Annotated in this window: 16 protein-coding genes; 3 read left to right on the top strand and 13 right to left on the bottom strand. The window is 74.1% G+C overall.

Annotation, left to right across the window (positions count from 1 at the left end; genetic code table 11):
- Positions 1 to 63 precede the first annotated feature (63 nt).
- The 4 genes from HNR61_RS30035 to groES form a co-directional block, all read right to left on the bottom strand.
- Positions 64 to 891 (bottom strand): hypothetical protein, encoded by an 828-nt coding sequence (locus HNR61_RS30035; protein ID WP_182846529.1) that lies wholly within the window; start codon positions 889 to 891, stop codon positions 64 to 66.
- On the bottom strand, positions 888 to 1,577 hold the full coding sequence (locus tag HNR61_RS30030; protein ID WP_376770282.1) for a sigma-70 family RNA polymerase sigma factor: 690 nt from the start codon (positions 1,575 to 1,577) through the stop codon (positions 888 to 890). Before HNR61_RS30030 ends, HNR61_RS30035 begins: the two co-directional genes overlap by 4 nt.
- 251 nt (positions 1,578 to 1,828) lie before the next feature.
- Entirely contained in the window at positions 1,829 to 3,454 is a 1,626-nt protein-coding gene (groL, locus tag HNR61_RS30025; RefSeq protein WP_182846528.1) for a chaperonin GroEL, read from the bottom strand.
- 86 nt (positions 3,455 to 3,540) lie between these two features.
- Positions 3,541 to 3,849 carry a co-chaperone GroES gene (groES, locus tag HNR61_RS30020; protein WP_067832867.1) on the bottom strand — a complete coding sequence of 103 codons (309 nt, stop codon included), beginning with the start codon at positions 3,847 to 3,849 and terminating at the stop codon, positions 3,541 to 3,543.
- 245 nt (positions 3,850 to 4,094) lie between these two features.
- Here groES and HNR61_RS30015 point away from each other — a divergent pair, with 245 nt between their 5' ends.
- The 3 genes from HNR61_RS30015 to HNR61_RS30005 all read left to right on the top strand — a co-directional run bounded on the left by HNR61_RS30015 (position 4,095) and on the right by HNR61_RS30005 (position 8,827).
- On the top strand, positions 4,095 to 5,366 hold the full coding sequence (locus HNR61_RS30015; RefSeq protein ID WP_182846527.1) for a THUMP-like domain-containing protein: 1,272 nt from the start codon (positions 4,095 to 4,097) through the stop codon (positions 5,364 to 5,366).
- Positions 5,367 to 6,216: 850 nt separating this feature from the next.
- Positions 6,217 to 7,716, top strand: coding sequence for a hypothetical protein (locus HNR61_RS30010; protein WP_169814135.1), 1,500 nt, complete (start codon positions 6,217 to 6,219; stop codon positions 7,714 to 7,716).
- Positions 7,717 to 7,894: 178 nt separating this feature from the next.
- Entirely contained in the window at positions 7,895 to 8,827 is a 933-nt protein-coding gene (locus HNR61_RS30005; RefSeq protein WP_182846526.1) for a phosphotransferase family protein, read from the top strand.
- Here HNR61_RS30005 and tsaD read toward each other — a convergent pair.
- From tsaD to HNR61_RS29960, 9 genes are all read right to left on the bottom strand, one after another.
- Positions 8,817 to 9,854: a tRNA (adenosine(37)-N6)-threonylcarbamoyltransferase complex transferase subunit TsaD gene (gene tsaD, locus HNR61_RS30000; protein ID WP_182846525.1), complete on the bottom strand. Its 1,038-nt coding sequence runs from the start codon at positions 9,852 to 9,854 to the stop codon at positions 8,817 to 8,819. The genes HNR61_RS30005 and tsaD overlap by 11 nt on opposite strands.
- Entirely contained in the window at positions 9,854 to 10,342 is a 489-nt protein-coding gene (gene rimI, locus HNR61_RS29995) for a ribosomal protein S18-alanine N-acetyltransferase (RefSeq protein ID WP_312898158.1), read from the bottom strand. Before rimI ends, tsaD begins: the two co-directional genes overlap by 1 nt.
- A complete protein-coding gene (tsaB, locus tag HNR61_RS29990; RefSeq protein WP_182846524.1) occupies positions 10,339 to 11,013 on the bottom strand; it encodes a tRNA (adenosine(37)-N6)-threonylcarbamoyltransferase complex dimerization subunit type 1 TsaB in 675 nt (224 codons plus the stop codon). Before tsaB ends, rimI begins: the two co-directional genes overlap by 4 nt.
- A gap of 32 nt (positions 11,014 to 11,045) precedes the next feature.
- Positions 11,046 to 12,098 carry a hypothetical protein gene (locus HNR61_RS29985; protein ID WP_182846523.1) on the bottom strand — a complete coding sequence of 351 codons (1,053 nt, stop codon included), beginning with the start codon at positions 12,096 to 12,098 and terminating at the stop codon, positions 11,046 to 11,048.
- A gap of 126 nt (positions 12,099 to 12,224) precedes the next feature.
- Entirely contained in the window at positions 12,225 to 12,695 is a 471-nt protein-coding gene (gene tsaE, locus HNR61_RS29980; RefSeq protein WP_312898186.1) for a tRNA (adenosine(37)-N6)-threonylcarbamoyltransferase complex ATPase subunit type 1 TsaE, read from the bottom strand.
- A gap of 122 nt (positions 12,696 to 12,817) precedes the next feature.
- Positions 12,818 to 13,906, bottom strand: a complete 1,089-nt coding sequence (locus tag HNR61_RS29975; RefSeq protein WP_182846521.1) for an alpha/beta fold hydrolase — start codon at positions 13,904 to 13,906, stop codon at positions 12,818 to 12,820.
- A complete protein-coding gene (gene alr / locus HNR61_RS29970; protein ID WP_182846520.1) occupies positions 13,899 to 15,044 on the bottom strand; it encodes an alanine racemase in 1,146 nt (381 codons plus the stop codon). The genes HNR61_RS29975 and alr overlap by 8 nt, the downstream gene beginning before the upstream one ends.
- 147 nt (positions 15,045 to 15,191) lie before the next feature.
- The gene (locus HNR61_RS29965; protein WP_182846519.1) at positions 15,192 to 16,667 is read right to left on the bottom strand and encodes an NAD(P)H-hydrate dehydratase; all 1,476 of its coding nucleotides are present in this window, start codon (positions 16,665 to 16,667) and stop codon (positions 15,192 to 15,194) included.
- 47 nt (positions 16,668 to 16,714) lie between these two features.
- Positions 16,715 to 17,071, bottom strand: coding sequence for a holo-ACP synthase (locus tag HNR61_RS29960; protein WP_182846518.1), 357 nt, complete (start codon positions 17,069 to 17,071; stop codon positions 16,715 to 16,717).
- Positions 17,072 to 17,102 lie beyond the last annotated feature (31 nt).

Here is a 17,102-nt window from a genome sequence, read left to right as displayed (position 1 = left end):
CCCACCCAAGGCCTACGGGTTGCCCCCAGGCGACGCTGACGTCGGCCGTGTGCGGTGCCGGTCTCAGCGGCGGTAGCGGTCGAGGCGTCTCTCGGCGCGGCGGCGGATCTCCTCCAGGCGGCGCTGGACCTCTTCGGCGCGTTCGCGCTGGCCGGCCGGCTGCGGCCGGTCCACCTGCTGCTCGGGCCGCCAGCCGGAGCGGCCGTTCCGCGCGGGCGGGCGGCCCGGCGGCATGTCCTTCACGCGGCCTTCGAGGTCCTCCAGGTCCTCGCGGACCGGGGCGTCCGGGCGGGGCCGGGCGGCGCGGTCGGGACGCTCGTCGCCCGCGACGGGAGGCCGCGCCGCCGGGGCCTGGGGCGGGGTCTGGTCCGGTGGCGGGACGCGGCGGAGCCGGGCGCGGGAGGAGGAGGGTCCGGCGGGGCCGGGGAGTTCGCGCGGACCGGCCTCGGCGGCCCGCGGCGGGGCCGGGGCCCCGGCGGTCCCGCTTCCGGCGGCGGCCACGCCGGTGCCGGCCAGCACCGCTCCGGCGACGCCCAGCGCGACGATCGTGCGGTGCCCCCGGCGGCGCGGGCCCGGCTCGGCGCCGCCCGGCCGGGCGGGGTCGGTCCCGGCGGGCTCCTCCGGGCCGGCGGGCGGCCGTTCGTCGGGGTCCTCCGGCGCGGGCACGCCGCGCAGGCCCGGAACGCCGCGCAGGGTGGGGTCGTCCACGTCGGCGACCAGCGCGCCGAGGAGGCGGAGGGCGGGGTCGGGCAGGGCGGCGGCGCGGACGCGCCGGCCGGCCAGTGCCTCGACCAGGGCGTCGGTGCGCCGCACCGCGGCCGGGTCGGCGAGGGGCGCCGGGGCGGGTTCGGCGCCGGCCCGGTCCGGGACGCCGGTGCTCCGCTCCGTCAAGCGATCGACTCCTCTCTGGCCATCGCCCGCAGCCGGGCCAGCGCGCGGTGCTGCGCGACCCGTACCGCCCCCGCGGACATGCCCAGCACGTTGCCGGTCTCCTCCGCCGACAGCCCGGCCACCACCCGCAGCAGCACGAGTTCCCGCTGGTGGTCGGGGAGGCGGGTGAGCAGGTCCCGGGCGCGCTGCGCCTCGATGTAGCGCACCACCGTCTCCTCCGGGCCGGGCCGGTCGTCGGGCCCGTCGGGGAGGTCCTCGGTGGGGACCGCCGCGCGCACCGCGCTGCGCAGCGCGTCGGCGATCTTGTGCGCGGCGATGCCGAAGACGAACGAGGCGAACGGGCGGCCCATGTCGCGGTAGCGCGGCAGCGCCGACAGCACCGCGATGCAGACCTCCTGGGCCACGTCGTCGGCGATGTGGTACTGCCCGGAGACGCGGCCGAGCCGGGCCCGGCAGTAGCGCACCACCATCGGCCGCACCTGCGCGATGAGCACCTCGATCGCGCCCGGGTCGCCCTGGACGGCCAGGGAGGTCAGTTCCCGCAGGTCGCCCTCCCGCTCACCGGCGGCGCGCAGCAGGCGCAGCCGTCCGGCGTCGGGGGAAGGCGGTGGCGCGGGCCCCCCCGAGGGTTCGGTCACGCCCGCGGTACTGGTCCCGGCGAAGCATCCCTCGGTCACGTAGAGCATGATGCCCAGCGGGCCATGCCCTGTCTCCACTGTCCACGACAACGGAATGGTCACAGTGCGGGGACGAGTCCCCCATCGGAACGCAACGTGGTCATCCTGCTGCGCGCCGTGGCGGAGGTTCCACGTGTTCGCCGCCAGGGAGCGGGAAACAGCTCAACGAGCCGGGAACCTCGTGTTCGCCGCTTTTCCTCCGCAAAAGCCCGGGACCCCCGCCCAGGGGCGGAGGTCCCGTTCTCGATCAAGCTGCCTGATCAGTGGCCGTGGCCGTGCCCGTGGCCGTGGCCGCCGGCGGCCGGCTCCTCCTCCTCGGGCTTCTCGACGACGAGAGCCTCGGTGGTGAGCAGCATGCCCGCGATCGACGCGGCGTTGGTGACGGCCGAGCGGGTCACCTTCACCGGGTCGATGACGCCCTGGGCGATCAGGTCGCCGTACTCGCCGGTGGCGGCGTTGTAGCCGTGGCCGGCGTCCAGGTCCTGGACCTTGGAGACGACGACGTAGCCCTCCTGGCCGGCGTTCTCGGAGATCCAGCGCAGCGGCTCGACCAGCGAGCGGCGGACCGCCTCGGCGCCGGTGGCCTCGTCGCCGGTCAGGCCGAGGGACTCGAAGCCCTCCTTGGCCACGTGCACCAGCGCGGAGCCGCCGCCGGAGACGATGCCCTCCTCGATGGCGGCGCGGGTCGCCGAGATGGCGTCCTCCAGGCGGTGCTTCTTCTCCTTGAGCTCCACCTCGGTGGCGGCGCCGACGCGCAGCACGCACACGCCGCCGGCGAGCTTGGCCAGGCGCTCCTGGAGCTTCTCGCGGTCCCAGTCGGAGTCGGAGTTCTCGATCTCGACCTTGATCTGGTTGACGCGGGCCTCGATGTCGGCCTGCTCACCGGCGCCGTCCACGATGGTGGTGGCGTCCTTGGTGACGGTGATGCGGCGGGCGCGGCCCAGGTCCTCCAGGCCGACCGAGTCCAGCTTCAGGCCGATGGCCTCGGAGATGACCTGGCCGCCGGTCAGGGCGGCCATGTCGCCGAGCATCGCCTTGCGGCGGTCGCCGAAGCCGGGGGCCTTGACGGCCACCGACAGGAACGTGCCGCGGATCTTGTTGGCGACCAGCAGCGCCAGCGCCTCGCCCTCGACGTCCTCGGCGATGACCAGCAGCGGCTTCTTGGTCTGGGCGACCTTCTCCGCCAGCGGCAGGAACTCCTGCACGTTGGAGATCTTGCCCTCGTGGATGAGCACGTAGGCGTCCTCCAGGACGGCCTCCATGCGCTCGGGGTCGGTCACCATGTGCGGCGACAGGTAGCCCTTGTCGAACTGGAGGCCCTCGGTGAACTCCAGCTCCAGGCCCATGGTGTGGGCCTCCTCGACGGTGATGACACCGTCCTTGCCGACCTTGTCGAACGCCTCGGCGATCAGCTCGCCGATCTTGGCGTCCTGCGCCGAGATGGTCGCGACGCCCGCGATCTCGGACTTCTCGTTGACCTCGCGGGCCGACTTCAGCAGCTGGTCGGACACGTACTGGGCGGCGGCGTCCATGCCGCGCTTGAGCGACAGCGGCGAGGCGCCGGCGGCCACGTTGCGCAGGCCCTCGCGGACCAGCGCCTGGGCCAGCACGGTGGCGGTGGTGGTGCCGTCACCGGCGATGTCGTTGGTCTTGGTCGCCACCTCCTTGGCGAGCTGGGCCCCCAGGTTCTCGTAGGGGTCCTCCAGCTCCACCTCGCGGGCGATGGTGACGCCGTCGTTGGTGATGGTCGGCGCGCCGAACTTCTTGTCGATCACGACGTTGCGGCCGCGCGGGCCGATCGTGACCTTCACGGCGTCGGCGAGGGCGTTCACACCGCGCTCAAGGGCGCGGCGGGCGTCCTCTTCGAACTCCAGGATCTTCGCCACAGGGGTTCTCCCTCTATCAAGCGATCCGCCCCGGACCCGCCCCTGTCAGCGGGCGAGGTCCGGGGCGGAGCGTCACGTCAGGTCCGTTACTTCTCGACGACCGCGAGCACGTCGCGGGCGGAGAGGACGAGGTACTCCTCGCCGTTGTACTTGACCTCGGTGCCGCCGTACTTGCTGTAGAGCACGACGTCGCCGACCTTCACGTCGAGCGGCACGCGCTCGCCCTTGTCGTCGACCCGGCCCGGGCCGACGGCCAGGACGGTGCCCTCCTGGGGCTTCTCCTTGGCGGTGTCCGGAATAACCAGACCCGACGCGGTGGTGGTCTCGGCCTCAAGCGGCTGGACGACGATGCGGTCCTCGAGCGGCTTGAGAACAACCTTGGTGGCGGTCGTCACGATCTGACCTCCCCTTCGATCGGTCTCGGCCGGCCGTCATTGGCCGGCCGGCACATTTGACAGAGAAGGCGACCCTGGACCGGCCTGTCGTCGCGGGTGCCAGACCGACCTTGTCGCTGTGTTGGCACTCTCGAAGGGAGAGTGCCAGTCATGGAGACTATTCCGTGGCCGTTAGCCCGTCAACACGAACACGGGCAACCCCGCCCGCGGTCTCATACCGGTCTCGACTCGCTAACGTCCAGCCTATGGACATCCAGGCGTTCCTCGGTCTGCTGACCCCCGCCGGCCAGGCGATCCTCGCCGAGGCGGCGGCCTCCGACGTGAGCGAGGACGCCCTGCTGGCCACCGCCACGCGGCTGCGCGAACGGCATCCGGCGGACCTGGTCAACGCCGCGCTGACCCAGGTGCGGCTGCGGGAACGGGCCCGCGCCAAGTTCGGCGACGAGGCCGCGTGCATGTACTTCACGCCCGCCGGGCTGGAGCAGTCCACGCGCGGCGAGGTCGCGGCGCACCGGGCGCGCCGCTTTGCCGAGTTTTTGGAAAAGACGGCGGTGCTGGAGCTCGGCTGCGGCATCGGGGCCGACCTGACGGCGCGGGCGCGGGCCGGGCTGGGCGGGGAGGCCGTGGAGCTGGACCCGCTGACGGCCGAGGTGGCGCGGGCGAACGTGGCGGCGTTCGCCCTGGAGTCCCTGGTGACCGTGCGGCGCGACGACGCCACCGCCCGGTACGCCGGCGGGATCCCGGCCGGGTTCGGGGCGGTGTTCGCCGATCCGGGGCGGCGGACGGCGCGGGGGCGGGTGTTCGACCCGCGTTCCTACGAGCCGCCGCTGGACACCGTGCTCGGCCTGGCCGAACGCGTCCCGGCCGCGTGCGTGAAGGTCGCGCCCGGCATCCCCTACGAGGCGCTGTGGGGGGACGCGGCGGCCGTGCGCGGGCCCGTGGAGGCCGAGTGGGTCTCGGTCGGCGGGGACGTGAAGGAGGCCGCGCTGTGGCTGGGCGGGCTGGCCGGGGACGTCGGGCGCCGCGCGACCCTGCTCTCCCCCGGCGGCGCCGGGGGCGCGCTGACGCTGACGCCCGAACCCGGGCTCGGCGACCCCCCGGTGCGGCCGTGGGGGCGGTTCCTGTACGAGCCCGACGGCGCGGTGATCCGGGCGCACCTGGTCGCCGAGGTCGCGGCGCGGGTCGGCGGCGGGCTGGCCGACCCGCACATCGCCTACGTCACCTCCGACTCGCTGCGGCCGACGCCGTTCGCGTCCGCCTACGAGATCGAGGACGTGCTGCCGTTCTCGGTGAAACGGCTGCGGGCCGAGCTGCGCCGCCGCGAGGTCGGCGTGCTGACGGTGAAGAAGCGCGGCTCGGCGGTGGACGTGGACCGGCTCCGGCGCGACCTGGGGTTCGGGGGCCGGGGGACGAAGGGGGCCGGGCGGGCGGGCCGGACGCTCACGCTGGTGCTGACCCGCGTGGGGCAGGACCCGGTCGCGCTGCTGGCGCGGCCGGTGACCGCCGCCTCCCTCTGAGCCCGCGCCGCCCCGGGCCCGTTCCGAACGCGCCCGGCGCGGTCCCGCCCGCCGATCGAGCCCAAAGATCTCCCGTCCCCGCCCGGCCCCGGCCCGGCCGTCAAGCGCGGCCGGGCGGCGCGCCACGTCCGAGCAAATCTGATCGCTTTCCAGCATTGCGTTCGCCAATCGTTTGCGGAGGCGCGGCAAGGCCGGGCGGCGAAGGCGCGAAACAGCCCGTCCAGTTCAACGGACGAAGAAAGACCAAGAGACGTTCAGGGGGCGGCTCCATCACCGCCGGAAGATGATCGTCAATCGCCCCGAATACCACCGGGCATTGCCCGGCCGGCCACCGCGCGGAACGTCCCCGCCCCGGCGCCGATCACACCGGCGCCCTCGCGCCGGCGCGCGTGAACTGGTGGTGTCAGGCGAAATGTGCGGCCCCGCGCCGCCTCCGGCCGCAGCGCCGCCCGTCCGCCGGGCCCCGCCCCGCCGGACCCGACACCGCCGCAATTGATCCGATCAGCCGCGAAACCGGGAAATCACCCCCACGGACCAACGCGCGCGACGACACCGACTTTAGGTATATCGAACGCATTCCACAGAACTCGTAATGTTCTCTGCTCCCACTTATAGCGGTCCCGCGAACGCACTACAGTGAGGTCTTCACGATTCAATGCCGCGCGCCATTTAGCCGTGTCGGCACACGAAGGAGCATCGGGTGGAAACGAATCACAACTTCCTGCAGACGGGGGGTCAACCGGTCTCGGATCGGATGCGGGAGTTGCTCGCCCGTGCGGCGCAGGACCACGTCTACGAACAGCGCTCACAGGGTCAGGTCCTGGACGAGATTCGCCAGCGACTGGAGGGTATGGAGTGGCTGCTTCGCGAGGTGCGCGAGCGTGAGCTCAGCGGCCTCACCGGACAGCTCGACAGCGTCCGGGGACAGGTCGACGACCTGTCCAGCAAGCCCCCGGAGTGGGCCGAAGGGCTCGCCGAGCACATCGAGGCGGTGGGCGAGAGGGTCAAGCCCGTCGCCGAGCTGCCGGCACTGTGGGCGGACGTCGGCGTCATCGGCGAGCACGTCGACGAGGGACTGAACCGCATCCAAGCGGTGATCGACTCCGCACAGAACATCACCGACGTCACCCAGCAGGCGTCCAAGCGGATGGAGGAGATGACCAAGCGCCTGGACAAGCTCCAGGGCAGCATGGAGGCCGCCTCCGTCCGGTTCAACCGGCTGGACAAGTCCCTGGCGGAGCTGGGGCACCGCTCGGAGCGGCTGGAACACTCGATCAACGGCGTCAGCACCCGGGTCGACCAGTCGCTCGGCGAGATGGCCGAGCGGGTGGAACAGGGCCTGGAGGCGGTCAACGGCCGCGTCGAGGGCGTGGGCGGACGGCTGGACGGCCTGGACGGCAGGCTGGACGGGCTCGATGGCCGACTCGAGGGGCTGTCGGGCAAGCTGGACGGCCTGGACGGCCGGTTCGAGGGCATCGACGACCGGATCGACGGGGTCAACGACCGCATCGGCCAGCTCCCCGCCACGCTGGAGGTCAGCGAGCTGCACCGCAGGCTCACCGAGCTGACCAAGCGTCCGGTGGTGGACCACAGCCACCGCTTCGACGCGCTGGAGAAGCATCTGGCCGACGCCGTGAACCCGCTGATCGAGGAGCTGCGGGCCCGGCCGGACCGCGACGAGGTCAAGGCGACCATGTCCCAGATCGCCGAGACCGCCTACAGCGACGTGGCCAAGCGCATGGACGAGTTCTCCCGGCGCTTCGAGGACGTGCACGAGGACGTCCGCAAGCGCATCGAGGACATCCACGAGGAGGTCACCCGCAAGGTCGACGGCGCGCTGGAGGAGTTCACCACCCAGGTGGACATCGTCTCCCGCCGCGTCGAGTCGGTGCACGTGGACGTCACCAAGCAGGTCGAGTCGGTGCACAACGAGGTGTCCCGCCAGGTCACCGGCGTGCACGACGACGTGTCCAAGCGGATCGACGAGATCAACGGCAGCGTCACCCGGCACGTCGACAGCATCCAGGAGAACGTCTCCCGGCGGGTCACCGACCTCCAGGAGGACGTGTCCCGGCAGGTCCTGGGCACCCGCGAGGAGTTCGCCAAGCGCGTCGACGGCGTGCAGGACGAGGTGTCCCGCACGGCCGAGACGCTCCAGGTGGAGGTCGGCAAGCGTTTCGAGGGCGTGCAGGACGAGGTCGGCAAGAAGGTCGACCTGGTCCACGACGACGTCACCAAGCAGGTGACGGCGGTCCACGAGGACGTCCTGAAGCGGCTGTCCACGCTGGAGGAGACCATGCTCGCCCTGGCGGAGGCGCTGCTGCGCCCTCGCCGGGAGGGCAAGGACTAACCGGACGGGCCCCGAGCGCTGCGACGGTGGGGCGTCCTTGGTCGAACCCCCCAGGGACGCCTCACCCCAAGGCCCGGTCACGGCTCGGGCCTCGGCGGCAAGAGCACGTCGATGACATGCGTTTCGTTACGTTCCGTCTTTGCAAAATCACTCTCAATACCCGACGGGATCCGTTTTGATGGACCCCGTGACGCACACCGCGCCCGTCCGTCCCACCGGCGCCGCCCTGCCCGGCCCCGCGATGCGCTGGGTCACCGAATGCCTGGGCAGGGGCGCCGAGATCCGCATGGTGCGCCCGCTGCCCGGCGGCGCGCACGTCAACCACGCGCTGCTGGTGGAGACCCGTTCCGGCCACGCGCACCGGCTGGTGCTGCGCCGCTGGCGTCCCCGGGAGCGTCCGGTCGCCGAGTTCTCGCCGGAACGCGAGATCGCCGCGCTGGCGCTGCTGGCGGGCTGCGAGCTGCCCACCCCGTCGCTGGTCGCCGCCGACCCGGCGGGCGCCTACTGCGACGCGCCCGCCCTGCTGGTCACCCGGCTGAACGGGCACCGGCCCCGGCCCGCGCCCGACGAGCTGCCCGAGTACCTGATCCAGCTCGCCGCCGCGCTGACGCTGGTCCACGGGCTGCGCGGCGCGTCGTCGATGCCGCCCCACGTTCCCGCCAACCGGCTCGACGTGCGGCTCCCGCCGCGCCACGCGCTCCGTCCCCAGCTGTGGGAACGCGCCTTCGACGTCGCCGCCGGCCCCGCGCCGCACGCGCCGGCCCGGTTCCTGCACCGCGACTACGAGCCGGACAACACGCTGTGGACCTACGGGCGGCTCACCGGCGTCGTGGACTGGTCGGAGGCCGCCGGCGGGCCCGCCGCCGTGGACGTGGCGCGGATGCGCCTGGCGCTGCTGGCCCGGCACGGGCGGGCCGCCGCCGACCGGTTCCTCCAGGTGTTCGACCAGGTGTCGGGCGGGCACGCGCACGACCCGTACTGGGACGTGCGGTGCCTGCTGGACCTGCTGCCCGAGGAGGACGACCGGGTGCTCGACCGGACGCTGGTGCCCTACTACGAGGACTACCTCGCCGGCCTGCTGGCCGAGCTCGGCGCGCCCGCTACAGGGTGATGACCTCGATCGGGAGGCTGGAGTCGGCGGGCAGGTGCAGCTCCGACGGGGCCAGGCCCGACGTGACCAGCTCCGAGCCGAGGGCCGCGACCATCGCGCCGTTGTCGGTGCACAGCTTGGGACGCGGCACGCGCAGCCGCACGCCCGCCCGGTCGCAGCGCTCCTGCGCCAGCGCCCGCAGCCGCGAGTTCGCCGCGACGCCGCCGCCGATCAGCAGGTCCCGCACGCCGTTGTCCTTGCAGACCTTCAGCGCCTTGTGGGTGAGGACGTCCACCACGGCCTCCTGGAACGACGCCGCCACGTCGGCGACCGGCACCGGCTCCCCGGAGCGCTCCCGGGCCTCCACCCACCGCGCGACGGCGGTCTTCAGGCCGGAGAACGAGAAGTCGTAGGTGCCGTCGGCGTACTTGCCGCGCGGGAACGCGATGGCGCCCGGGTCGCCCTCGCGCGCCGCCCGGTCGATCAGCGGGCCGCCGGGGAACCCCAGGTCCAGCACCCGGGCGACCTTGTCGAACGCCTCGCCCGCCGCGTCGTCCACGGTCGAGCCCAGCGACCGCACGTCGGTGGCGACGTCGGGGACCAGCAGGATCGACGAGTGCCCGCCCGACACCAGCAGCGCCACGCAGGGCTTGGGCAGCTTGCCGTGCTCCAGCTGGTCCACGCACACGTGCGCGGCCAGGTGGTTCACGCCGTACAGCGGCTTGCCCAGCGACAGCGCGTACGCCTTGGCCGCCGCGACGCCCACCATCAGCGCGCCGGGCAGGCCGGGCCCGGCGGTGACGGCGAACGCGTCGATGTCGGCGAAGGTCACCCCCGCGTCGGCCAGGGCGCGTTCCACGGTCGGGGTCATGGCCTCCAGGTGCGCGCGCGAGGCGACCTCGGGCACCACGCCGCCGAACCGGGCGTGCTGGTCGACGCTGGAGGCGACGGTGTCGGCCAGCAGCGTCGTCCCGCGGACGATCCCCACGCCGGTCTCGTCGCAGGAGGTCTCGATCCCCAGAACGAGGGGCTCGGAATCAACGATCATCATGTCTCCCTGGAGAACCCGACCGGCCCGGTCCGCGCCCTGCGGCGCATCACGACGGCGTCCACACCGGACGGCTGGTAGTAGCGCTTGCGCAGTCCGACGCGTTCGAAGCCGAACCGCTCGTAGAGGCGCCGCGCGGCGGGGTTGTCGGCGCGGACCTCGAGGAACACCTCGTCCGCGCCGCGTTTGGCGGCCTCGTCGAGCAGCGCGGTCAGCAGCGCCGCGCCGAGCCCCTTCCCGCGCTGGTCGGCCCGCACCGCGATGGTCTGCACGTCGCCCTGGTCGGCGGCCACGGCGAGCCCCGCGTACCCGACGATCCCGCCGTCCGCCTCGGCGACGACGTAGTGCCGGGTGCGCGGCTGGTCGGCCAGCTCCTCCCGCAGCATCTCCATCGACCAGGCGTCCTCGGGGAACAGCTCGCGTTCCAGGGCGTGGACGGCGGGCAGGTCCGCCTCGGTCATCGGCCGCAGCAGCACCCCCGGGCTCACGCCGGGGTCACCTTCTTGCGCGGACCGGGCTCCTTGGCGTCGGGACGGCGCAGGTAGAGCGGTTCGGGCGGCAGCAGCGCGGGGCCGGGGCGGCCGGACAGCCGCGTCACGGCCAGCTCCGCCAGCGCCGCCGCCGACGGCAGCAGCGGGGCGGGCTCCGCGGCGCGGTCGCCGAGGACCTCGGCGTACAGCTCGGCGCCCTCCCCGATCACCGGGACCCCCTCGGGCAGCCCGGCGGCGGGGCCCACCATCGGTTCGCCGATCCGCTGCCCGTAGGAGCCGTACCGCGCCCAGTAGACCTCGCGCCGCCGCGCGTCGGTGGCCACCACGAACGGCGTCTCGCGCCGCGAGTCCCAGGCGATCACGTCCAGCGTGCACACCCCGTGCACCGGGACCTTCAGCGCCTCCCCCATCGCCAGCGCGGTGACGATGCCGACCCGCAGGCCGGTGTAGGGGCCGGGGCCGACGCCCACGGCGATGGCGTTGAGGTCGCCCGGCGCGGCCCCCGCCTCGGCGAGCACGCCCGCGACGGACGGGGTCAGCAGCTCGGTGTGCCTTCGCCGGTCCACCGCCTCGGCCGCTCCGCGGCGACGCAGCCCCTCGCCGGGGTTCCATTCGTACAGCGCGACGGTGACCGCTGCGGTCGCGGTGTCAAAAGCCAAGACCAGCACGTTGCCTGAGTCTATGGCTTGCCCGCCGCTTCTCAGCCCTTGTTGAGGCTCTCCAGCACGGACTTGGCCGCGTCGGTCGCCCCGTTCATGGCCGCGTCGGCGGCCAGCGGGTCGCCGTCGTCGCCGCCCGAGTAGCGGACGGTGACCAGGACGTTGGACAGGCGGACGTTGGTGATGGCCTCGGCCGAGCCCTGCCCCTCGTCGACGCTGTAGACGGTGTAGCCCTCGTCGCCGACGCCGTCGAGGCGGGTCTTGTCGGTGACCTCCTGCCCGGCGAGCAGGCCCTTGCCGGACTCGTCGTCGGCGCGTTCCCGGGCGAAGGTCACGCGCGCGGCCTCGGTGCCGGTCTGCGTCCCCTCGGGGGCGACGGCGCGGATCTCGACGGTGAGCTGGCGCTTGCGCTCGCCCTCGTAGGCGCCCCAGACGCACTGGTTCTGGCGGTCGCTGCTCTGGTAGTTGTCGGCCTGGGTGCGCTGGGCGTCGGGGGCGAGCCGGTCGGCGAGGTCGGCCCGGACCATCTCGCAGGCGTCGGGGACGCCGCTGCGCTCGGTGGGCGCGCCCGCGGCGGTCTGCGTCGCGCCGCTGACGACCTGCCCGGTGTCGCCGTCGCGCACGCCCGAGCCGCTGAGGATCGCGAACGCGGCCAGCACGCAGACGACCGCCCCGGCGACCGCGCCCGTCAGGAGCAGGGCCAGGCGGCGGCCCGCGCGGCGTTCGCGCTCGACCCGGCGGTGCGCGCCGCTGCCGGCGCGGTAGCCGCCGCTGCCGGCCGACCGCCGCGTTCCCCGGTAGCCGCCGCGCGGGGCCGAGTCCGTGCCGCGCCGGGGGTACTCGTCGCTGCGCGCGAGGTACTCGTCGCTCCCGGACGGGGGCAGGCCGTGCCTTCCGCTGCCGTGCTCGCCACTGATGTGGCCGCCGGTGGCGTACTCGCCACCGGCGTACGTGTTGCCCGTGTGCCCGCTGCCGACGTAGTCGCCGCCGTACCCGCCGTCCGAACGGTAACCGTCGCCTGCCGCGCCCTGACCACCGCCCGAACCGCGGTAGCTGTCGACGCGGTTGTTTTCGCTGCGATGGCTACCACTCACCGGATCCCACTCCCGTGCCGAGGAAATCGAATTGTCGCGAAGGTGAGGTTCGTTCCGGCAAAGAGTACGACATCTCCCGGCAAAGCGGTTCAGCCTTACCGACAAAAAATATGAGAGATTTTCACATCAGCCGGTCAGGTGATCATGCAGGTCGGACCAGCGATCGCCCACCGGAGTGAACCGCACGAGGCGTTCCTCGGTGGACCCGTCGGCCGACCGCGTGATGAGGACCTCCAGCCGTTCCTCGGCCAATCCCTCGGCCAGTCCCTCGCCCCATTCCACGATCGTCACCGAGTCCTCCAGCGAGGCGTCCAGATCCAGATCGTCGAGTTCGGCGAATCCGCCCAGCCGGTAGGCGTCCACGTGCACCAGGCCCGGCCCCCCGGCCGGCGACGGGTGCACCCGCGCGATCACGAACGTGGGCGAGGTGATCGGCCCGCGGACCTTCAGCCCCTCCCCGATCCCCTGGGTGAGGGTGGTCTTGCCCGCCCCCAGGTCGCCGGTGAGCACCAGCAGGTCCCCCGCCCGCAGCAGCCCGCCCAGCCGCACGCCGAGCCGCTGCATGTCCTCGGCGGTCGGAACGGCGAGAGTGGTCACGTCGCTCAAACTGTCTCCCACGGCCTTCCAGGGCGCCTCAAGGCGCCGCCTTCCCTCGTCACTCTGGTCGCTTCGCTCCCGGCGCTCCTCAGTCCAGACGACGCCGCGCCCCTCCAGCCCGCTCATGCTGTGCGCTCCTCCAACTGCGGCCGGATGCGGTCGATCAGGCGGCGGACGCCGCCGGTGACCACGCCCGGGTACTCCAGCGGCAGCACGTGCCCCGCCTCGGCGATCTCGACCAGCTCGGCGTCCAGCGCCTCGGCCAGCCGCCGGCCGTGCTCCACCGGGGTGAGCCGGTCCGCGCCGCCCACCATCACCACCGCCGGGACGCGGGCGACGGTCTCCAGCGCGGCCGCCTTGTCGTGCGCGATCAGCGTCGGGTAGAACTCGGCGATCACGTCGATCGGGGTGGCCCGGATCATCTGCTCCAGGAAGTCCACCACGGTCGGGCTGACCTGCCGGTCGGCGAACGCCATCCGCTTGGTGACCATGAACGCCACGTCCGCGCCCAGCCCGCGCACCCGGTCCACCAGGTCGGCCCGGCGGCCCAGGCCGCGCAGCGCGCCCGGCGTCAGCGGCTGGACGAGCCGGGCCAGCGCCATCGGCAGGCCCAGCGTCATCTCGCGCAGGTCGCCGCCGGAGGTGTTGACCAGCGCGACGCCCACGATCCGGTCGCCGAACAGCTCGGGGTGCGCCTCCGCCAGCGCCATGATCGACATGCCGCCCATGGAGTGCCCCACCAGCACCACCGGCTGCCCCGGACGGGTGGTCGCGCGCAGCACCGCGTACAGGTCGGAGCCGGTCTGGTCGATGGTGGCGTGGGTGGGGGCGCTGCGGCCGGACCGCCCGTGGCTGCGCTGGTCCCAGAACACCATCCGCAGCCGCCGCCCGCCCGGCCCCCGGCCGGGCAGGTCGCGGCGCTGGTAGTGCCAGGCGTCCTGGGTGAGGCAGTAGCCGTGGCAGAACACGACGGTCAGGGGCGCGTCGTCGGGTCCGTCGACCTCCACGTGCAGCGGCAGCCCGTCGTCGGCCTCCACGGTCGTCGGCTCCCCGCGCAGCTCGCCGAACGGCTCGTCGGCGTCGGGGTCGGGGCGCAGCGCGATCCGGCCGACCGCCAGCCGCCGCACCCCCACGGCCGCGCCGATCCCGGCGGCCCCGAGGCCCGCGACGGCCCCGGCGATGCCGATCCTGCGCCTGTTCCTGCTAACCATGCGAAACCTCCGCCGCGAGCCGACCGGTGTAGACCCGCGGGACTCGGGACCCGATCCGGGTGACGATCTCATAGGAGATCGTGCCGAGCACGTCCGCCCACTCCTGTGCGGTCGGCTCGCCGCGCTCGCCCGGCCCGAACAGCACGACCTCGTCCCCGACCGCGAGCGTGGCGTCCCCGATGTCGATCATGAACTGGTCCATGCAGACCCGCCCCGCGATCCGGTGGCGGCGGCCGCCCGCCAGCACCTCCAGCAGGTTGGAGCCGTGGCGGGGCACGCCGTCGCCGTATCCGGCGGGCACCACGGCCAGGTTCGTGTCGGCGCCGGTGTGGTAGGTGTGCCCGTAGGAGACACCGCTGCCGGCCGGGACGCGCTTGCACGCCGCGACGTCCGACACCAGCGTCATCGCGGGCCGCAGCCCGAAGGAGCCGCGCTCGGGGATCGGCGACAGCCCGTAGATCGCGATGCCGGGCCGGACCAGGTCGAAGCGGGCCTCCGGCAGCGTCAGCAGGCCCGCCGAGTTGGCCAGGTGCCGCACCGCCGGGCGCAGCCCCGCCTTCTCGGCCCGCTCGACCATCTCGGTGAACGTCGTCACCTGCGCGGCCACCGACGGGTGGTCGGGCGTGTCGGCGCACGCCAGGTGCGACATGACCCCGACCACCTCGACCAGGCCCTCGGCCTCGGCGGCCAGCGCGGCGTCCACCAGGCCGGGCCAGTCCGCGGGCCCGCTGCCGCCGCGGCTCATGCCGGTGTCGGCCTCCAGGTGGACGCGGACGGCCCGCCCGGTCCGCCGCGCGACCCCGGCCAGCTCCTCCAGCAGCCAGCGGCCCCCGACGCACAGGTCCAGGTCCGCGAGCACGGCCTCCTCGTAGGGCTCGCCCGGCACGCTCACGCCGACCAGCACCGGGACGCCGGTCACCCCCGCCGCGCGCAGGGTCAGGCCCTCGGCCACCTTGGCGACGCCCAGCCAGGTCGCTCCCCCGGCCAGGGCCGCCCGCGCCGCCGGCACCAGTCCGTGTCCGTACGCCTCGGCCTTCACCATGGCCATCACCTCGGCACCGGCCGCGCGGTTCCTGAGCAGCGCGACGTTGCCGCTGATGGCGTCGAGGTCGATACGTGCCTGTGCGGGAGTCCTCATGGTTATCCAGTGTGCCGCCCCCGGAGCGGTGACCGTGCAGCTCACGGCCCCGCCGGGGCGGGCGCGTCCCCGTCGTCCCCTCGGAACGCCGGCGGCGTTCCCACCCATTGGGACGCGGCGGCCCGGCCCGGGGTTCAACGGAGACGATCAGTCGAGCAGCCGGAACGCCTCGGGCAGCGCGCCGATCACGTCGAACGCGCTGATCGGCGCGGTCCCGGCGTCCCCCGGCCCCGCCGCGGCGATCCGGGCGGCCAGCCCGTGCAGGTAGGCGCCCGCCGCGGCGGCCTCCAGCGCGGGCATCCCCCCGGCCAGCAGCGCCCCGACCAGCCCGGACAGCACGTCCCCGGTCCCGGCGGTGGCCAGCCGGGGCGTGCCCGAGGGGTTGACGCGGACCGGGCGGTCCTGCTCGGCGACCAGCGTGGTGGAGCCCTTCAGCAGCACGGTCGCCGTCAGCTCCTCGGCGGCGCGGCGCACGTTCTCCAGCCGCCGCGCCTCGACGCGCTCCCGGTCCACGCCGATCAGCCGGGACAGCTCGCCCGCGTGCGGGGTCAGCACCGTGGGCGCGTCGCGGGCCAGCAGCTTGCGCCGCCGGGCCAGCACGGTCAGCCCGTCGGCGTCGACCAGCACCGGCAGCTCGGTGCGCAGCACGGCCTCCAGCAGCGCCTCGGCGTCGTCGCCGGTGCCCAGCCCCGGCCCCACGACCCACGCCTGGACGCGCCCCACCCGGTCCAGCGCGCCGCCCGCGCCGGGGTCGATGACGGTGGTGACGACCTCGGGCCAGCGTTGCCGCACCAGGTCGACGGGCTCGGCCTCCGACGCGAACCGCACCATGCCCGCCCCGCCGCGCACCGCGCCGCCCGTGCTGAGCACCGCCGCCCCGGTGTACCGGCGGCTCCCGGCCAGGATCCCGACGACGCCGCGCCGGTACTTGTCGGACTCGGGGCCCGGCTCGGGCGGCCGGACGTCCACCGGCCAGGGCGCGACGACGTCGGGATCGGGCAGGTCGTCGCCCAGCCCGATGTCCACCAGCTCGACCACGCCGCAGTGCGCCGCGCCCGGGTCGATCAGCAGTCCGGGCTTGTGGGTGCCGAACGTGACGGTCACGTCGGCGTGGACGGCGGCCCCGTCCACCCGCCCGGAGGAGGCGTCCACGCCGCTGGGGACGTCGCAGGCCACGACCGTTCCGGTCGCCTCCGACGCCCACCGCGCGAGCGTCGCGTGCGGCTCGCGCAGGCCGCCGGCGCCGCCGATCCCGGTCAGCCCGTCAACGATCAGGTCGGCGCGGGCCACGACCGGCTCCGCGCCCGCCGGGTCGTCCAGCACCCGGCCCCCGGCCCGGCGCAGCGCCGCCGCGCCGTCCTCGTGGATCCTCGACCCGGCCGCGACGGCGGCGACCCGCGCGCCCCGCCGGGCCAGCCGCGCGCCCGCGTACAGCGCGTCGCCGCCGTTGTCGCCGGACCCGACCAGCAGCACCACGTCCGCGCCGTAGACCGAGGGCAGCAGCCGGGCGCAGACCGAGGCCAGCCCGGCGGCGGCGCGCTGCATCAGGGCTCCCTCGGGCAGCCGGGCCATCAGGGCCCGTTCGGCCGCCCGGACCTTGCCGACCTCGTGCGCGTACCGCATTCCGCCGCCTCTCCCGTGAAGATCGGAACTGCCATCCGTCCGGGCCGCTAGACGCCGGACTCCGCGATCACGATGGCGGTGGCGATGCCGCCGTCGTGGCTCAACGACACGTGCCAGGAGGTCACCCCGCGCGCGGCCGCGGCCTCCGCGACGGTGCCCGTCACGTGCAGCGAGGGCCGCCCGTCCGCCGCCCGCCGCACCTCCGCGTCGGTCCACATCAGGCCGCGCGGCGCGCCCAGCGCCTTGGCCAGCGCCTCCTTGGCGGCGAACCGGGCGGCCAGCGAACGCCCCGCCAGGTCCCGTTCCCCCTCGGTGAACAGGCGCGTGCGCAGCCCCGGCGTCCGCTCCAGGGAACGCTCGAACCGCGCGACGTCCACCACGTCGATGCCCACCCCAACGATCACTCTCCCCAGGGTGCCACGCCGCGCGCCCCGC

It is taken from the genome of Actinomadura kijaniata (genome assembly GCF_014138665.1).
GTDB classification, from domain to species: domain Bacteria; phylum Actinomycetota; class Actinomycetes; order Streptosporangiales; family Streptosporangiaceae; genus Spirillospora; species Spirillospora kijaniata.
The sequence above is the reverse complement of the archived record's forward strand: the minus strand, read 5'-3'. Positions and strand labels throughout refer to the sequence as shown.

Coding starts and splice junctions, on each gene's coding strand:
- HNR61_RS30030 (WP_376770282.1), bottom strand. CDS start 1,577: ATGCTCTACGTGACCGAGGGATGCTTCGCCGGGACCAGTACCGCGGGC.
- HNR61_RS30015 (WP_182846527.1), top strand. CDS start 4,095: ATGGACATCCAGGCGTTCCTCGGTCTGCTGACCCCCGCCGGCCAGGCG.
- HNR61_RS30010 (WP_169814135.1), top strand. CDS start 6,217: ATGGAGTGGCTGCTTCGCGAGGTGCGCGAGCGTGAGCTCAGCGGCCTC.
- HNR61_RS30005 (WP_182846526.1), top strand. CDS start 7,895: ATGGACCCCGTGACGCACACCGCGCCCGTCCGTCCCACCGGCGCCGCC.
- tsaD (WP_182846525.1), bottom strand. CDS start 9,854: ATGATCGTTGATTCCGAGCCCCTCGTTCTGGGGATCGAGACCTCCTGC.
- HNR61_RS29975 (WP_182846521.1), bottom strand. CDS start 13,906: ATGGTTAGCAGGAACAGGCGCAGGATCGGCATCGCCGGGGCCGTCGCG.
- alr (WP_182846520.1), bottom strand. CDS start 15,044: ATGAGGACTCCCGCACAGGCACGTATCGACCTCGACGCCATCAGCGGC.
- HNR61_RS29965 (WP_182846519.1), bottom strand. CDS start 16,667: ATGCGGTACGCGCACGAGGTCGGCAAGGTCCGGGCGGCCGAACGGGCC.